The 17,432-nt window shown below is 69.1% G+C and carries 13 protein-coding genes and 2 pseudogenes; 10 read left to right on the top strand and 5 right to left on the bottom strand.

All coding sequences use genetic code 11. The features are described from left to right. The first annotated feature begins 15 nt into the window (after positions 1-15). From F8566_RS22855 to F8566_RS22880, 6 genes are all read left to right on the top strand, one after another. Positions 16-858, top strand: a complete 843-nt coding sequence (locus F8566_RS22855) for an SAM-dependent methyltransferase (RefSeq protein ID WP_225993423.1) — start codon at positions 16-18, stop codon at positions 856-858. A 110-nt stretch (positions 859-968) separates the two neighbouring features. Further along, entirely contained in the window at positions 969-1,931 is a 963-nt protein-coding gene (locus F8566_RS22860) for a dihydrodipicolinate synthase family protein (RefSeq protein WP_151563040.1), read from the top strand. A 34-nt stretch (positions 1,932-1,965) separates the two neighbouring features. Continuing rightward, the gene (locus F8566_RS22865) at positions 1,966-2,196 is read left to right on the top strand and encodes a hypothetical protein (RefSeq protein WP_192809814.1); all 231 of its coding nucleotides are present in this window, start codon (positions 1,966-1,968) and stop codon (positions 2,194-2,196) included. A gap of 104 nt (positions 2,197-2,300) precedes the next feature. Next, positions 2,301-2,855 (top strand): RNA polymerase sigma factor, encoded by a 555-nt coding sequence (locus tag F8566_RS22870; protein WP_151563044.1) that lies wholly within the window; start codon positions 2,301-2,303, stop codon positions 2,853-2,855. Continuing rightward, positions 2,852-3,775, top strand: coding sequence for a maleylpyruvate isomerase family mycothiol-dependent enzyme (locus F8566_RS22875; RefSeq protein WP_151563046.1), 924 nt, complete (start codon positions 2,852-2,854; stop codon positions 3,773-3,775). The genes F8566_RS22870 and F8566_RS22875 overlap by 4 nt, the downstream gene beginning before the upstream one ends. 55 nt (positions 3,776-3,830) lie before the next feature. Then, positions 3,831-4,883 (top strand): esterase-like activity of phytase family protein, encoded by a 1,053-nt coding sequence (locus tag F8566_RS22880; protein ID WP_151563048.1) that lies wholly within the window; start codon positions 3,831-3,833, stop codon positions 4,881-4,883. Here F8566_RS22880 and F8566_RS22885 read toward each other — a convergent pair. From F8566_RS22885 to F8566_RS22900, 4 genes and pseudogenes are all read right to left on the bottom strand, one after another. After that, positions 4,861-5,916, bottom strand: coding sequence for a magnesium and cobalt transport protein CorA (locus tag F8566_RS22885; protein WP_225993424.1), 1,056 nt, complete (start codon positions 5,914-5,916; stop codon positions 4,861-4,863). The genes F8566_RS22880 and F8566_RS22885 overlap by 23 nt on opposite strands. Before the next feature lie 185 nt (positions 5,917-6,101). Beyond that, positions 6,102-6,464, bottom strand: a pseudogene (locus F8566_RS22890) (PP2C family protein-serine/threonine phosphatase); the annotation flags it as partial. A gap of 21 nt (positions 6,465-6,485) precedes the next feature. Continuing rightward, positions 6,486-7,682 (bottom strand): GNAT family N-acetyltransferase, encoded by a 1,197-nt coding sequence (locus F8566_RS22895; protein WP_151563054.1) that lies wholly within the window; start codon positions 7,680-7,682, stop codon positions 6,486-6,488. Between the two features lie 69 nt (positions 7,683-7,751). Beyond that, on the bottom strand, positions 7,752-9,851 hold the full coding sequence (locus tag F8566_RS22900) for a hypothetical protein (RefSeq protein WP_151563056.1): 2,100 nt from the start codon (positions 9,849-9,851) through the stop codon (positions 7,752-7,754). Here F8566_RS22900 and F8566_RS22905 point away from each other — a divergent pair. Beyond that, positions 9,806-11,560, top strand: a complete 1,755-nt coding sequence (locus F8566_RS22905; protein ID WP_151563058.1) for a hypothetical protein — start codon at positions 9,806-9,808, stop codon at positions 11,558-11,560. The two genes, F8566_RS22900 and F8566_RS22905, sit on opposite strands and share 46 nt — an antisense overlap. Here F8566_RS22905 and F8566_RS22910 read toward each other — a convergent pair. After that, a complete protein-coding gene (locus F8566_RS22910) occupies positions 11,547-13,046 on the bottom strand; it encodes a flavin-containing monooxygenase (protein WP_151563060.1) in 1,500 nt (499 codons plus the stop codon). The genes F8566_RS22905 and F8566_RS22910 overlap by 14 nt on opposite strands. A gap of 142 nt (positions 13,047-13,188) precedes the next feature. On the opposite strand from F8566_RS22910, the gene F8566_RS22915 reads away from it, so the two are divergent. The 3 genes and pseudogenes from F8566_RS22915 to F8566_RS22925 all read left to right on the top strand — a co-directional run bounded on the left by F8566_RS22915 (position 13,189) and on the right by F8566_RS22925 (position 17,235). Then, a complete protein-coding gene (locus F8566_RS22915; RefSeq protein WP_151563062.1) occupies positions 13,189-14,619 on the top strand; it encodes a serine hydrolase in 1,431 nt (476 codons plus the stop codon). A 1,088-nt stretch (positions 14,620-15,707) separates the two neighbouring features. Next, positions 15,708-16,926 (top strand): annotated as a pseudogene (locus tag F8566_RS22920) (IS110 family transposase). A 12-nt stretch (positions 16,927-16,938) separates the two neighbouring features. Further along, positions 16,939-17,235, top strand: coding sequence for a hypothetical protein (locus tag F8566_RS22925; RefSeq protein ID WP_151563064.1), 297 nt, complete (start codon positions 16,939-16,941; stop codon positions 17,233-17,235). The last annotated feature ends 197 nt before the right edge of the window (positions 17,236-17,432 follow it).

A 17,432-nucleotide genomic window follows, 5' to 3' on the forward strand; every position in this document is an offset into this window, starting at 1 on the left:
CCGGTCGGCGGAACGATGATCCCGCCCGCACCGCCGGGCCCGCCCATGGTGACGGCGGCGGGCCCCGGGTGGACACCGGCGAGCGGCGGCACCGATCTGGCGAGTCCCGCCCGGATGTACGACTACCTGCTCGGCGGCAAGGACAATTACGCCGCCGACCGCGACCTCACCCGCCGCCTGCTGGAGATCCAGCCGCAGATGGCCGTCGCCGCACGCGAGAACCGTGCGTTCCTCACGCGCGCGGTGGATGTCCTCGCCGAGCGCGGCATCCGCCAGTTCCTCGATCTCGGCTGCGGGCTGCCCACCCGGGAGAACGTGCACCAGATCGCCGCCCGCCGCCGACCCGGCGCACGCGTGGTGTACGTCGACCATGACCCGATCGTGCTGGCTCACGCGCGGGCTCTGCTCACCGACGACGGCAACGTCGCCATCGTGCAGTCCGACCTCCGCAAGCGGGACGAGCTCCTCGGCGACGTCGACGCCAGCGGCAGTCTGGACTGGGCCGAACCCGTCGCCGTGCTGCTCACCGCGGTCCTGCACTTCGTGGCCGATGCCGACGACCCGGCCGGGATCCTCGCCGGACTCCGCGCCGAGCTCGCGCCCGGGAGCGCGCTGGTGATCTCCCACGCCACCGCCGGGACGGCGGCGGAGGCCGCCAGGGCAGCCGAGCTCTACGCCACAGCCTGCGTCACCCCGCTGGCTCTTCGCGGACGCGACGAGATCGCGGAGTTCTTCGGGGACTTCGAGCTGCTCGAACCGGGCCTGGTGTTCACGGCGGAGTGGCAGCCCCAGGGCGGGACGCCATCGCCGGCGCCGACGCGAGGGCAGCTCCTTGCCGGAGTCGGATTGCGCCGGTAGCAGTCATTCAATGGAGGGACTCCAGATATCGGGGGACCCCCGCCGACCTGCTCAACATTAAGATCCTGAAGGTGGCGGGTTGTTGTGACCCCGGAGTGGAGGCTTCCCCGATGCACGACCTCGTCGACCGCTTGCGGGGCACGCTGCTGCCCGCCGTGGTGACCCCGATGGACGAACGCGGCGTCGTGGACCACGACGCGCTCGCGGTGTACGCCGAACGGATCGCCGCGGGACCCATCGGCGGCATCGCCGTATGGGCCCACACGGGACGCGGGCTCCATCTCTCCGAGGACGACCGGGGCCGCGTGCTGGCGACCTGGCGGCAGGCCACCTCCGCGCCCATCGTGGCCGGGGTCGGCGTTCCGCGTTCGGCCACCGCCCCGACCCTGGCGGCGGCCGCCGACGCGACGGTGGCGATGGCGGTACGGGCGGCCGAGCTGGGTGCCGACGCCGTGATGGTGTATCCGCTGGCGGCGCTCGGCGACCGGGCCGACGGGCACGCCCAGGCGGTCCGCCTGCACCAGCGGGTCACGGCCGAGAGCGGGCTGCCGCTCGTCGGCTTCTACCTGCACGGCGAGGCGGGCGGCTATCCCTACTCGGCCGAGCTCATCCGTGACCTGCTCGCGCTGCCGGCGATGCTCGGGGTCAAGACCGCCACGCTCGACAGCGCCATCGGCTGCCAGGACGCGCTCTGGGCGGGCCGGGGCACCGGCAAGCTGTCCATCACCGGTGAGGACCGGATGTTCGGGCCGTCGTTCATGTGGGGTGCCGACACGGCGCTGGTCGGCATCGCGGCGGCCCAGGTGGAGCTGTCGGCCCGGGTCGTCCAGACCTGGAACGAGCGTGACCACGCCGCGTTCGTGCGCGCGTCCGACCGGCTCGACCGGTTCGCGGCGGCGACCTTCTACGCGCCGATCGAGGGCCATGTCCAGCGGATGATGTGGGCCGCGGTCTGGGAGGGACTGATCCCCGAAAGGTCCGCGCACGACCCGTACGGGCCGTCCCTCCCGAACGGCGATCGCGACCAGGTGATCGGCTGCCTGAAGGAACTGCGGGCCGCGGCGGCGGCCTGATCAGGCCGCGACGATCGAGCGCGGGGCCGAGCGGGTGCGGGTGGCCACGTTCTCCTCCGGTTTGCCGTACGACTACGCCGAGTATCCGGACGTGAAGGCCTACGTCGCCGCCTACGCCACCACCGCCCGCGCGCAGCGCATGAACCTCACCATGCACCAGGCGGCGGCCGAGGTCGTCTTCGGCGCCCAGCCGGGCGGCACGCTGCCGGTCACCATCGCGGGCCATCACCCCTATGGCCACGGGCTTCGCCACCCCGCGCGGTAAGGCGGGCGGGGGGCTCTCCTCATCCGGCACAGATGGTGACATGCTCGGTCCTGCGACGTCCTCAGCGAGAGGCGTCGCAGGGATCGACGGGAGTGTGGTGCCGGATGGGGCTTCAGGGCGATGACGCGCTGTTGCACCAGCGGGTGGTCAGCGGTGACGAGTCCGCCTTGGCCGAGCTCTACGACCGGTTCTCGCCGCTCGTCTTCGGACTGTGCGTCCGTGTCACCCGGGACCGGACGATCGCCGAGGACATCACGCAGGAGGTGTTCCTGACCTTCTGGGAGAGGCCGCTGGCGTTCGATCCGGAGCGCGGCACCCTGCGCGCCTGGCTCGCGACGATCGCGCACCGCAGGGCGGTCGACCATGTGCGCGCCGAGGAGCGCAAGAAGCCCTCGCACCTCGGCCCTCGGCTCTTCGAACGCGAGCCCGCGCCGATGGAGGACTCCGTCCTGGACGCCGAGGCCTCCGCGCGGGTCCGCCACGCCGTGCAGAGCCTGCCCGCCGAGCAGCGTGAGGCGCTCGAGATGGCGTACTGGGGCGGCCGGACGTACAGACAGGTCGCGGAACGACTCGGCCTTCCAGAGGGTACGGTCAAATCAAGGATCCGGCAGGCGCTGCGGCAGCTGGCGGGGATGCTGGCCGAGGAAGGCGTGCGATGAATCCGGTGGAACGGCTCTACCTGGACGCCCTGGAGGAGGGCGTGGAACGCGACGATCGTCCGTCCCCGGGTCTCCTGCTGACCACGGCACGGGCCCGGCGCCGCCCCGCGGCGGTGACCGTCCCCTGGGCGGCGCCCTACGCGGGCAGGGTCGCGGCCATGGACGCGGTGCTCGCGTCGGCCTCGACCGACGACTGGGCCCGGCAGGTCGTCGAGGGCTGGACGCTCCAACAGCTCGTCGCGCACCTGACCGCCAAGGACGGGCTCGTCGCGGCCGACGTGGGCGCGCCCGTGCTGGGCCCGCCGATCGGGACGCGGGACCCGCTCGGCCGTACCGCCGAGGTCCAAGCCGCCGAGGAGGGCCGGTCGCCCGAGGAGACCCGTGAGACCTGGCGGGCGCAGGCCGACGCGCTGTGCGCGCACCTCGCCGACGTCGATCCGGCCACCCCGGCGGCCCCGGACGGGCTGGCCATCCCTGTGCGCGACGCCATCCTTGCCCGCAGCCTGGAGACGTGGGTGCACGCCGACGACGCCGCGCGCACGTCGGCGCTGCGGCTGCCGCCTCCGGTCGCCGACCAGCTGCATCCGATGGCCGATTTCTGCACCCGGCTGGTGCCCTGGACGCTGCTCGCCACCGGCACCGACGGCTCGGGCTCGACCGTGCGGGTGACGTTGACCGGCCCCGGCGGCGGCACCTGGCTCGTCCCACTCGACGTCGGGGCCCCCGAAGGCGTCCGCGAGTGCGGCCAGGGCGACGCTGAAGCCCACGACGCTCAAGCCTGCATCGTCACCGACGTCGTCGCGTTCTGCTTCCTCCTCGGCGGCCGCGGGGCACCCGACTCGCTGCCCGCCGAGATCGAGGGCGACCGCGAGCTGGCACGCCGGGTGCTGGAGGCCGCACCGGTCTTCTCCGGCCCGTGACGTTCGTTCACCTGGTGTTCGATCTTGGTGTGCCGGGCAGGCGTACGCTCGCGCCATGAGGTCCTCCAAGCTGTTGACCCCCGTGGCGGCCCTGGCGACGCTCGCCGCCCTCGCGAGCCCGGCCTGCGCCACCGCCAAGCCGGCCGCCACGTGCTCGCCCGCCGCGTCGCTGCTCGGTTTCTCCGACGCGCTGGACAAGACGGAGCTGAACGGGACGGCCGTCGCCGGGCTCTCCGCGCTCGCCCTCTCAGGTGACAAGCGGGCCGTCGCGCTGGTGGACAACATCGGCACCACGCCCGCACGGTTCTACGACCTGTCGCTGCGGCTGGACCGGGGCGTTCCCAAGCCGGCGGCGCGCAAGGTCACGACGCTGACCCGGCCGGACGGGACGCCCTACACCGGCGCCGACTTCGACGGCGAGGGCCTGGTGGTGGAACGCGGTGGACAGACGATCCTCGCGAGCTCCGAGACCGAGCCGTCGATCCGCCGGTTCCGCCGTTCCGACGGGCGCCAGACGGCCGAGCTGCCGGTGCCCGAACGTTTCCGCGTCGCCCCGGCGGGCCAGGCCACCCGCAACCAGACCTTCGAGTCGCTGGCGGCCACACCGGACGGCCGCACGCTCTATGCAGGCATGGAGGGGCCGCTGAGCACGGAGGCGTTCCAACGCATCATCCGTTACGAGGGCCGCGCGGGCGGCCGTTATACACCGGCCGCGCAGTACGCCTACCAGACCGATCCCACTCTCAGCCTCGTCGAGCTCATCGCGCTGCGGCACGGCGGACTGCTCGCCATGGAGCGCGGCTTCACACCCGGGGTCGGCAACACCGTCCGGATCTACCGGACGTCGGCCAAGGGCGCCCGCGACGTGACGAACGTCCCCTCTCCCGCGCCTGGGGTCGTGCTCAGGAAGGAACTGGTCGTCGACATCGCCACGTGCCCTCCATCCGGCGCGACGGCCAAGCAGCCACAGCCCAACCCGTTGCTCGACAACATCGAGGGCATGGCGCTCGACGGCCGGGTGCTCTATCTGATCTCGGACGACAACGGCAGCGCGACGCAGATCACGCGGGTGTACGCGCTGGCGATCAGAGCCAGTCGCGGCGCTTGAAGATGAAGTAGAGGACGCCGCAGGTGGCGGCCATCAGGAACAGGGCGACCGGGTAACCGAACGTCCAGTGCGTCTCGGGCATGTGGTCGAAGTTCATCCCGTAGATGGTCCCGATCAGGGTGGGCGCGAACAGGATGGCGGCCCAGGCGGAGATCTTCTTGACCTCCTCGTTCTGGGCGTTGCTGGCCTCGGCGAGGTTCTTCATCTCCTCGTTCTGCGCCTGCCCGACCAGAGTGGCGTTCAGCGTCAGAATGTCCTGGAGGTTCTGCCGGAAACCGTCGACGCGTTCCATCACCGTGGTGGCGTGGTCGGCGACGTCCCGCAGATAGCGGCGGAGCTCGTCGTCCACCTGGTACTTCTCGAAGCCCGCCGACAGCGCGCCGAGGATGGGCGACAGCGGCCGGGTGGCCCGCTGGAACTCGATCACCTCGCGGGAGAGCTCGTAGATGCGCCGCGACACCAGCGGATCGCCCCGGAACACCTCGGTCTCGATCTCGTCGATGTCGTTCTGGAGCCCGGCCACCACCGGCGCGTACTCGTCCACAACGGCGTCGAGGATCGCGTAGAGCACCGCTTCCGGACCGCTGGAGAGGAGCTCGGGCGTATCCTCCAGCCGCCTGCGCACCACGGCCAGGTCCGGGGACTCACTGTGACGTACGGTCAGAACGAAGTCCCTGCCGACGAAGATGTGGAGCTCACCAAAGTCGACCTCCTCCACGTCGTCCAGGTAACGAGCCGCACGCAACACCACGAAAAGCGTGTCGCCATACCGTTCCAGCTTCGGCCGCTGATGCGCCACGATCGCGTCCTCGACGGCCAGCTCGTGCAGTTCGAACTCCTCGGCGAGGGACAACAGCTGCGGCTCGGACGGGCGGTAGAGCCCGATCCAGGCCATGCCGCCCTCGGTCCGCCGCAGGCACCGGTAGGTGTCGGCGAGGGTGGCGGGCGATTCGGCCCGGACGCCGCTCACATAGACGGCGGCGTCGACCACGCCCTCTCCGTCCGGCTCGTCGTCGCCCGGCCGGGGATCCATGGAACGCTCCGGAGGCGCCTCGGCCGGCACCTTGGCGGACCGGGAGGAAGACCGCAAGAGCGGGCGCAGCATACGCCCTCGCCGATCCGCCATCGCCACTCCCTCCGCAGAAGCCTCAGAGGGACATGTACCCATCTGCCGATCTTCAAGAGTGCGCGACCAGGGTTAACGGCTCCCTACTCGGCGACCACGTCCGCGATAACACAGCTCACGTTGTCCGGCCCGCCGGAACGGTTGGCCAGGTCGATCAGCTCCCAGGCCGTCTGCGCAGAACCACCGGACAGCGCCCGCAGCAGTATCGACCGCTGCGGATGCGCCGTCGCCTCCTCCGGGGTGATGCGCCCCTCGTCGAGCATCGACTGGACGATCGTGTGGTCGTGGGTGATCCGGAACAGCTCACCCTCCCGCAGCAGGTAGGCGCGTGAATCGCCGATGTGGACCAGTGCCAGCCGCGAGCCCGTCCAGAGCATCGCGGTGAGCGTCGTTCCGGCGTCCTCACCGGCGACGTGATGAACGGCGCGTTCCGCCTGCTGGACGGCCTCCTCCAGCACCGTGAAGGTCAACCGCTCCTAGAAGTCATCGTTCGTGTGCGGGGCAAGTGGGACGTCCAGGGCGGCATCGAAACGTCTGGCCGCCCCCGGCGTGTGCTCGGTGACCAGCCCGGCCCGAACGAGCCTCTGTACCTGGGTTCCGCCGAGGTAAACGGATCCAAGCTCCGACACGCCGAACGTGAGGTCGGGCTCATCCCCGGTGGTCTCGCCCGTCAGCCGCCAGCGCCCCTCGTTCGCGGGCAGCCTGGCGTCCTTGACCTCGATGACCAGGCTCTCCTCGACCGCCCAGCTCCGCATCCGGAGCGCCGCCGGGACGTCGATCAGCCGCAGCCACAGCGCGCCCCAGTCCCCCTTGACCACGACCTGGTCCGGGTCGACGGTCAGCAGCGGGAGCAGGTCATCGACCGGCCTGCTGAACGCCTGGATCCGGCCGGTCAGGTCGATCGACGCGAGGAACCTCCACAGCGCGGCCTCCACCGCTGGAGTGTCGGCCTCCAGCTCCTCAAGCCGGACGATCCCGGGCGCGCCGGTCTCCTCGTTCTCCCCTCGCGTCCGGTAGATCGCGTAGCCGCCGCCCTCCAGCACCACGATCCGCAGCTCGCCGTAATCGTCCTGGCGCTCCTCCGCCGGGATCAGGATCGCCCGCTCCCACCATTCGGCGTCCCGGACAAGCCCGCCGGGCCGTCGCGCGATCGCCCGGGCGTGGATCGGCCCGAGCACCTCGGCCGCCTGGTCTCGCCCGATCAGCCGCAGCGGACGCGGATCGGCCTCGATGCGCAGCGCCAGCGGCCGGGAACTGTCGACTTCCAAGTGCAGGGAGCGATTGGCCAGGCCGAACCCGTACCGCCCGTAGATCCCCGCCTGCGACGCCCACAGCGCCGCCACCGGACGCCCCGCCTCGACCGCGTCGGCGTGCATCCGTTCCATCATGGCCGTGAGCACACCCCGGCGCCGGTGCGTCGGCAGCACCCCCACCCACGTGATCGCCGAGCAGTCCGGCACCGCCCCGGGCACGGCGAGCTTCATCGGCAGCGCCCCCAGCTGCCCGACAAGCGTGTCCCCCTCGTAAGCGCCGATCCGCTCGGACCGCCGCGGCATCCACAGGCTGCGTTCCCGCTGGTCGTCCTCGGTGCGGGAATGGAACACCATGTTGGCAAGGTCCAGCATCCGTTCCAGATCGGACTCCGGGATCTCACGGATCTCTAGATCACCCATGCGTCCACGGTAAGCGCGCGGCCCCCGCCGAGAGCAACCGGTTTTCCCGCTGACCAGCTCCAACATCCGTCAGTCCCGCTTGATGATTCCGGTCAGCCCGGCCACAACGGCCGTCGTGAGGATCCAGCCGGCAGTGATGAGCCCCCAGGACCAGTACAGAGCCGCTCCCCCGGGATGCCACGCCTTCTGCTGGCCCAGGTCCACGATCGGGAGCAGCACATCGAGTGTGTAGGCGAACGCGTGAAAGGCGGGCCCCTTGGGATCAGCCTGTTCCATGTCCGCCCGGGAGAAGACCAGAGTCCCCGCCGCCAGCAGCCCTGCCAGCCAGACGGCGGCGAGCCACGTCCGGTAGCCGTAGCCCACGGTCAGGTAGAGCAGCCAATTGCCCAGCCTGCCGAACGGCCCCAGTACCTTACGCCGATGCCACTGCTTGGCGATCGCCACTCGCCTGGCGGCCTCTTCCCGCCCATCGCGCCGGTACGCCGCCGCAAGCTGGTCGTACGGCTGCGGCACATACCCCTCGGGCTGCTCAGCCAGTCGTCTCAGCCGCATCCGTACGTCGATCTCGTCGTGTTCCAGAGTGCCGAACGTGAAGCCTCTCAGGGTGACTTGCGAGGGTGGCCAGCTCTCCACATCGTCGCGAAAGCTCTCAACCTGAACGTTGGTGAGAGCGATACCTCCACGGGGCGCGCACCCGAGCCTCAGCACCAGGGCGCGGGCGCGCACCGCCTCCAGATCCAGTGCCATGCCGTCGGGATCGGACAGCTCCGCGCCGATGAACGACAAGCGGCCACCCACCCGCGTGCCGGTCAGGGACAGCCGGCCCTCGGCCGCGAACCCGTCCCTGAAGAACAGGTTCTGGTCCACCACCATGCCAAGGCCGCCGAGCGCCTGGCCGCCGGAATCTGACAGCCGTGCCCCGTCAAACTCGATCTGCCCGCCGACATGCGCACCGTGCAAGCTGATCTCTCCCTGCGCGACGAAGCCGTTCCGGCACATCAGGTCACCGCCGACCTTGAGCCGTATGGCGTACAGCGCGCGGCCGCCGGCGTTGAGGAGCTGAGCAGCGGTCATGTCGCACACACCGCCCACCTGAGCGCCGACCAGACGCATCTCGCCCTCCGCGACGAAGCCGTCCCGGCAGAAGACCGATCGTTCGACGGTGAGCGCGTCCGCTTTGAGCACCAAGCCGCCCGGATTGGTGAGCCGCGCGCCGTCGAGAATGAGATGCCCTCCGATCTTGGCTCCGGCGAGCACCACCTCACCCTCGGCCTCCACGCTGCAAACGAGGTCCTGCTTGACCGTGAGTCCGTGCGCGTTCAGCGCCTGCCCAGCCGGATTGCTGAATACGGCGCCCGACATATCCAGATGCCCCGCCTCACCGCCTGCGAGACTGACTCTGCCTTCCGCGCTGAACCCGTCCTTGCAGAGCACGTACTGCCCTACCGACAGCCAGTTCCCCATCAGCGCGTTACCACCAGGATTGGACAGCCGTGCGCCGCTGAGCGACAACTGCCCGGCGATGCGAGCGCCGAGCAGCCGCATTTCGCCTTCGGCGACGAAGCCCTCCCAGCAGAACATCCCCTGCTCCACGATGAGCCGGTCCCCGTTCAGGGCCACCCCGCCAGGATTGGACAGGCGCGCGCCCCTCAGGGAGAGCTTTCCGCCGATATCGGCACCCAGCAGGTCTACGACACCTTCGGCCACGAAACCCTTGTTGAGCTCCAGGTTTCCGGTGGTCCGTAGTTGCTGTGCGGATAGTCCAGGCATTCGGCACCCGGGAAGGCGAAGCGCGGGTGCGGTGACCTCATCGAAATTGGGCGGCTCCTCAAAGACGCAGTCTTCCAACACCAAGGGGCTGTCCAGCGTGCAGGCCTCCAGGTTGAAGGTGCCTGTGACGTGTGCGCCTTGGATCTTGAACGGGCCATGGCGTCCACCCTCAGGCGGCGCCATGAGCGTGTCCATCAACTGGTCGGCGCTGATTGATTCCACGTGAGGACGGAACCACGACGGAAGGCCAGGCGTCCCTTTTTCTGGTGGACGAGAATGGTTTGAACGAAGCTGAGCGTTTGGTGTGGCGGGCTTTCCCGGTTGGCGAACGCGTCCAGCTGGATGGAGCCGAGGTGCGTGGCGAGGTGCTCGCCGCGCTGCTTCTCGGCGCTGTGCCACCGCGACCCGGATACGCCTCCGGGATCTGGTTGCGCGGCGCGCGCGTCACTGGGCGGCTCCGGTTGAAGGGCGCCGTGGCCGAGGCCGGTTTGCACTGCACGGACTGCGAGTTCGACGACAAGGTCGAGTTCGTTGACGCCAACCTGCGCACGCTGCGGATCGAGCGTTGCCGCCTTCCCCGGCTCGTCTGCTCGCGGCTTCACCTGGACGGACTGCTCAACCTGGAGGGCTCGGAGATCGAGCAGGGGTTGTGGCTGGACGGCGCACGCGTCGGCGGACCACTGCTGATGAACGAGATGCGCCTCGGCCCGGTGCTCGCCGACAAGCTCACCGTGGAGGGGCGGCTGGACGCCCGGAACCTCAAGGTGCAAGGCGAATTCCGCGCCCACAACGCGCACATCGGCGGCAGCCTGCACCTGGGCGGTGCGCAGATGAGCAACCCCGGTGGGATCGCGATGAGCCTGGGCGGCATCACTGTCGAGGGTGGGGTCTGGTGCTGGCGCGGATTCGAGGCGGAGGGAACGCTCCGCCTGGTCGGCGCCACCTTCACGGCCAACCTGACCCTGGACGGAGCGCGCCTGAGCCAGCCGGGTGAGGGCACGGCCCTCAACCTGGACCGGGCGTCGATCGGACACCTGATCGCGCACGACCTCCAGGTCGAAGCGGGGCAGGTCAGCATGCGCGGGACGCAGGTCAGCGGTGGTGTCGACATGCGTGGCGCGGTGCTGGCGGGCGATGGCCCGGACGAGCCGGTCCTGGCGATCGACAACGCGACCATGGCCTACCTCGAACTCAGGAACATCCGTGCTTCGGGCGAGGTCATGATCCGTGCCTGCCGGGTCGAGAACCGCATCTGGCTGAGTGGCGCCGAAGTCCGCAATCCCGAAGGTAACGCCGTGCGCCTGAACAGGACGGAGGTCGGGGCCGATGTCTTCTGCCGCGATCTCACCCTGGAGGGCACGCTGAGGCTCTCCCGCTCACGGATCGGGGGCGTCTTGGAACTCGAGGACGTGCGGCTTTCGGGGGCCGCCAGCACACTGATCTACGGCCATGCCCTTCAAGCGGGCGAGTTCAAGCTCATCCCCGCCCAGCCCGTTCGAGGCACGGTCTTCCTGAATCACGCCCAGATCGGCGTGCTGCACGACGACCCTGTCTCATGGCCCACCGAGTTGGTCCTGACCGGTACGCGGTACGACGCGCTGGAGCCCCGGCTGCCTGCAGGAGAGCGGTTGCGATGGCTGACGCGGAGTCCGGAGGGGTACGAGTCGCAGCCGTACGAGCAGCTCGCCAACTACTACGCTGCCACCGGGCAGAACGCGGACGCGCGCAAGGTGTTGTACGCCAAGGAGCGTCATCGGCAGGCCACCGAGACCCGGATGATCCGGGTGTGGAGCCGGCTCCAGGACATCACCACTGGATACGGGTACCGGCCGTGGCGTGCGCTGTTGTGGTTGGGCGTGCTGCTGACCGTGGGCGGCCTCGTCTACGGGTTCTCTCCGCCGGCGCCGCTCAAGCGGGATGAGGCACCGCATTTCAACCCGGTGATCTACACACTCGATCTGCTGATCCCGATCGTCGATCTCGGGCAGGAACGCGCGTTCAACCCCGCGGGCGCGCACCAGTGGCTCTCCTACACGCTGGTCGCCGCGGGCTGGGTGCTCACCGCCACCGTCGCGGCGGGCGCGGCGCGGATCGTCAGCCGGCGCTGACCCGGGTCGTGTAGTCGTAGTCGGCGAGAGGGAACGACCGGCTGCGGCGGCGAGCGGCCGCCACCGACGACGGGCGCTGCCAGGGCGCGTCGCCGTGCTCGTCGAAGTAGTAGCTGTTGGCGGTCGCGCAGTTGCCGTTGTGGAAGACGGTGCCGGGCATCCGCTGTGCGACCCAGCTCATGTAGCGGTCGTGGGCCTCCTGGCGGACTTCCGCGCGGGTCACGCCGCGGCGGCGGGCCTCGCCGATGACGCGCAGGGCGTGGCTGATCTGCGCGTCGATCATCTGGAACCAGGACAGGCCGATGTTGCCGTACGGCCCGGGAACGAGGAAGAGATTGGGAAAGCCCGGCACGGCGGCTCCCTCGTACGACTGCCGCCGGTTCTGCTTCCAGAACGCGGTCAGCTCGACGCCCTCCCGGCCGACGATGGGGAACGAGATGTCGAACACCTTGAAGCCCGTCGCGAGGATGAGCGTGTCGATCTCGCGCTCCGTCCCGTCCACGGTGCGGATTCCCTGGGTGGTGACACGGTCGATGCCGGTGGTCACCAGGTCGACGTTGCCGCGGTTGAACGTGCGCCAGTAGTCGTTGGAGAACGAGGGACGCTTGCACCCGAAGCCGTACTTGGGCGTGAGGTCCGCTCGGAGCGCGGGGTCCTTCACCTGGCTCTTGAGGTGGCGCAGGCATCTGCGTTCGATCGCCTTGACAAGCGGCTCGACGCGGCGGTGGTGGACGACGCCGGCGACGATGACCTCGACGGCGGTGGTGGTGACGAAGCGCGTCGCCCTCTGCGTCGCGGGCACCCGGCGGAAGAGCTCCTGGACGGGACGCGGCAGGCGCGGGTCGAACTTGGGGTACACCCAGATCGGTGTCCGCTGGTAGACGTCCAGGCGGGCCACCCGGCCCGCGATCTCAGGGATGATCTGGAGGGCCGTCGCGCCGGTGCCGATGACCGCCACGCGCTCGCCGGTCAGGTCGTGGTCGTGGTCCCAGCGGGCGGTGTGCACGGTGTGACCGGTGAAGTCGTCCAGGCCGTCGATCTCGGGGAAGCTCGGAGTGGTCAACGCTCCCTGGCAGGACAGCAGGTAGCGCCCGGTGACGGTACCCCCGTCCGCCAGCTCCACACGCCACATGTCATTGGTTTCGTCGAACTGCGCGGCCACGACGGTGGTGTTGAGGCGGACGTGCGGCATGATGCCGTACTTGCGGACGCAGTGGTCGGCGTAGTCCTTGATCTCTGGGCCCTTGGCGTACAGCCGTGACCAGGTCGGTCTCGGCTCGAACGCGAACGAGTAGGTCGGCGAGGGGATGTCGACCGACAGCCCCGGATAGGTGTTGTCGCGCCACGTTCCGCCGATGTCCCCGGCGCGTTCCAGCAGCACGAAGTCGTGCACGCCGGCGCGCTTCAGGGCGATGCCCGCGCCGATCCCCGCGAATCCGGCGCCCACGATGACCACCTCGTGGTCAGGGCTGGTGGTCTCGGTCATAAAGCACGCCTCCCAGGATCGCCGCAATTCTACACATAGTCCAATAACTCCGGGATGTGGCGTTCATCATGCACGATCGGCAGGCCGCCCCTAAGATCAACTTTCCTATCCAGGAGGGGTGTTTTCTTTGCGTCGTACATGGATGTACGCATCCGCCGGGCTTGTCCTGTCCGGCTCGCTGCTCGCCTGCAGCGCCGAGACGCCGGCCGGCAAGGTCAGCGCGGTGCAGGCCGCGCCCAAGCTCCCTAAGGGCAAGGTCAGCCCGGTAGCCAAGAACCTCCGGGCGACGCTCGACAAGCTGCGGCTCCAGGAGGTCCTGGACACCGCGCCGCCCGGCAGCGCCCAGGCCCGTTCGCTCGGCAACCCGGTCGACAAGGAGGCGCAGACCACGACGGACCGCGCCCGCCTGCTCGCCGCCGCCCCGGCCGCCAAGCCGATCGTCCAGCAGCCCCAGGTCGACGCGACCGTCCTCGAGCTCGACCGGCGCGGCCGCCCGGTCTCCTCCGGCACCGTGCTGATGAGCCCCGCCTACAAGAACGGCGTGGCGATCCCGGTCGACCGGAACTTCACCGCCAAGGACGTTCGCTGGCGGCAGTGGGACGACAAGGGCTGGTACGCCAACAAGGGCCAGGGCACGATCGACGTCGTCCCCGGCCGCGAGAAGGCCACCGTCGACCACATGCTCAACTACCCGGCGTCCGTCCTGAAGCTGATGGTCAACTTCGGCGTCCTGCGCCTGGCGGACCAGGGCAAGGTCAAGCTGGACGAGACGTTCGACTACAAGCCCGACCCCGTCAGCCCGCTCTGCGGCGGCGCCACCGCCAAGACCGTCCGGCAGTACATCGACGAGTCGCTCACCTGGTCGTCCAACGGCGCGTCCTGCGCACTCGTCAAGCTCCTGCACGAACGCGGCGGCATCGACCCCCTCAACCAGACGTTCCAGGACTTCGGGCTGCAGACCCTCCAGCTCAAGGGCACCAACCCCGCCAACGGCGGCCGGTGGTCCAACTCCATCACGATGAGCTCCCTGGACACCGCCAAGCTCCTGGCGCTCGTCAACGGCGCCCCCGGCAAGGTCTGGACGGCCCCCAACGGCAAGCCGGTCACGAGCAAGGTCCTGTCCCCCGCGTCCCGCAAGCTCTTCATGTCGAAGCTGGGCCAGCAGGGCTACAACGACATGTTGTCGACCACCAACTGGTGCGGCGGCACATACCCCGCACCGGGCATCCCGCAGGTGACCCCGTCCCGGTGGATCGGCAAGGACGGCACCGTCACCGTCAACGCCTCCAAGTTCGGCCGTGACGTACGCCCGTGCAACAAGAAGGCCGAGGTCCGCTTCTCCCACAAGACCGGCTGGGTCAACAACACCGCGAGCGACGCCGGAATCGTCCGCGCCCTCCCGGGCAAGGGCGGCCGCACCTACATCGTCGTGGTCTTCTCCAACCTCGGCACCCAGTACGTCGACGCCAACCGCCCCTCCACCCCGCCCGGCATCTACCCGTTCTCCTACACCGAGAAGTTCGCCAAGCTCGGCCGCGCCATCGACACCTACGAAAAGAAGCGCCGCCGCTAAAACGGCGGACGGTCGGACGACCTCCGCAGGCCCGCTGGGCGCCGGCATGACCGGCGCCCAGCGTCCAGCCGAACACAACGAACGTCCCTTCGCGAAGCGCCCTCGCCACTGAGGCTGCGAGATTCGCCGCGCCCGCGAGGGCCATGGGGATGGCGTTCGCCGAGCACTGCCCGGAGCCGCCAGCAGGTGGCATCCCCAGACCCGCCGCTGACTCGTGATCGCCACAGACCCCCAGGTCGGCGGCCACGGCAGAGTGCCACCTCGTTGAATGCCCTTGCCTCATTCGGCTCTCCAGCAAGACGCCGCAGGACGGCAAGGTTGCCCCTGCAGCCATGCGTGTAGGGGTGTGCGTCACCGTAGAGCTTCGTGTGTTCTTCCAGGTCTTCCACAGCGACGACGGCCGCGGATTCGACGCACCAGGCGCTGGAAAGGCAGATGGCGGAGAGCGAATCAGGATGAGCAGAGCCAGTGTGCGCCTGCACCTTTCCAGCACATCCCCTGCGAACTCCAAGGAACGCTGACCGTCACCCACCAGGCGATGGAAGGTCCTTGGCGATACGCAGGGCCAGCGGGTACTTCGGCCCCAGATGCTCGACGGCGGGGCCGATCGAGCACATTCACTGGTGACTCCGCGCACTGCTCGTAGAGGAGCCGGCAGCACCGGCGGAAACGCCCGAGGTTGCCCCCACGACCAGAAACGGGCAGCGACGATTCCCGCTCTCACCACGATGTGGAGAGGGACCTCCAACCGCCCCCGGCGGCGTGAAGTCTCCAAGGTCCCCAGACCGACAGCCATGATCAACCACGCCCGCCCCCCGTTATGTTCTTCGTGGTCCTGCAAGAGGGCCGCTGACCTCTGGCCCCGGCATGACTTGTCCCCCCTGTTCCCCCTGTCGATCCGATGACCTGGGGGGTGGTGTCACCGGGCCCGAGAGGTGTCGTCGGAGACGCTGATGCAAGGTCCGACCACCGTCTGGTCGGGCGCAACGCTCGGCTGCTTGCAAGCGGCAGGTCTGCATAACGTGGATGCGCGAGTACGGCACCAACGCCGAGGCCGGTATCTGGAACTTCCTTCCAGGGATGGTGGAGTGGTCAGCACCGAAGACGTGGGTGTCTTCCTTGGGCTGGACGTCGGCAAGAGCTTCCATCACGGGCACGGGCTGACGCCGTCCGGCAAGAAGGTCCTCGACAAGCAGCTGCCCAACAGCGAGCCGAAGCGACGGGCACTGTTGGACAAGCTGACCGGAAAGTTCGGCACCGTGCTGGTCGTGGTGGATCAGCCGGCCTCGATCGGCGCGCTGCCGCTGACGGTGGCCCGGGATGCCGGTTGCAGGGTCGCTTACCTGCCGGGCCTGGCGATGCGACGGATCGCCGATCTCTACCCTGGCGAGGCGAAGACCGATGCCAAGGACGCCGCGGTGATCGCAGGTGCAGCTCGTTCGATGCCGCACACGTTGCCAACGCTCGAGCTGACCGATGAGATCACTGCGGATTTGACCGTCCTGGTCGGTTCCGACCAGGACCTGGCCGCCGAGGCCACCAGCAACCGGATCCGCAGCCTGCTTACCCGGTTCCACCCCAGTCTGGAGCGTGTCCTGGGCCCACGCCTCGACCATCCAGCCGTCACCTGGCTGCTGGAACGCCATGGCTCCCCAGCCGCCCTCCGCAAAGCCGGACGACGCCGCCTCATCGAGCTGGTCGCTCCCACGGCTCCACGAATGGCCGAGCGGCTGATCGACGAGGCCTTCCTCGCACTCGACGAGCAGACCGTGATCGTTCCCGGGACCGGCACCCCAGACCTGGTGATCCCCTCGCTCGCCCGTTCCCTGGCCGCTGTTCACCAGCAGCGACACGCGCTGGAAGGGCAGATCAACACCCTGTTGGACACCCACCCCCTTCCCCAGGTCCTGACTTCGATGCCGGGAGCCGGAGCCAGGACCCCCGCCGTCGTGCTGGTCACCGTCGGCGACGGCACCAGCTTTCCCACCCCCGGCCACCTCGCCTCCTACGCCGGCCCCGCCCCAGCGACCAAGTCCTCAGGCACTTCGATCACCGGCGAACACGCACCCCAACAGAGAACCGACAGCTCAAACGCGCCATGTTCCTCTCAGCGTTCGCCGCCCTGCACGACCCGGCCTCCCGCAGCTACTGCAACCGCTGCAGAGCCCATGGGAAGACCACACACAGGCCCTGCTCCGCCTCGCCCGGCACCGCATCAGCGTCTTGTTCGCCATGCTCCGCGATGGCACCTTCTACGAACACTGCCCCGCACAACCGCGTGAGACCTTGCTGCCGGCAACGAGCTAACGGCAGGGAACCATGACACTCACAGAACTGATCGACCAGCTGACCAAGGCCGACGACGACCTCACCGTCTATGCCAGCGAACCATGGTCGACCCAAAGCGACGCAGTCGCCACCCTCAACACCAACAGAGCCCGACCCGACGCACAAGGCCGGACCTACCAGCTGGAAACCGCCCTGATCCGCGATGTCCTGGAGACCTGGAGCGCCCACCACGACGGGGCCGTTCCATCCCCGCAACAAGCATGCGAGGCGGTCATCTACTACGCCACCAACGACGCATACCCACTCCCAGACAAAGACCTGACCTAACCACTCCACTCGACCAAGAACATAGAGACACCCCCCGCCACGTGTCTTCGTTCTCCCAGGTGCAGTCGTCGGGACTGTCTGAAAATCTGTGGGTGGCGTGGTGATCGCTGTTAGTTCAGGGTGATGCGGTCGCCGTAGTGCAGCGAAAGTGCGTTCAACGCGGCCTTCCATCCGCGGGTCGTGCCGGTCACGTTGGT

This window comes from Actinomadura rudentiformis, assembly GCF_008923185.1.
GTDB classification, from domain to species: Bacteria; Actinomycetota; Actinomycetes; order Streptosporangiales; family Streptosporangiaceae; genus Spirillospora; species Spirillospora rudentiformis.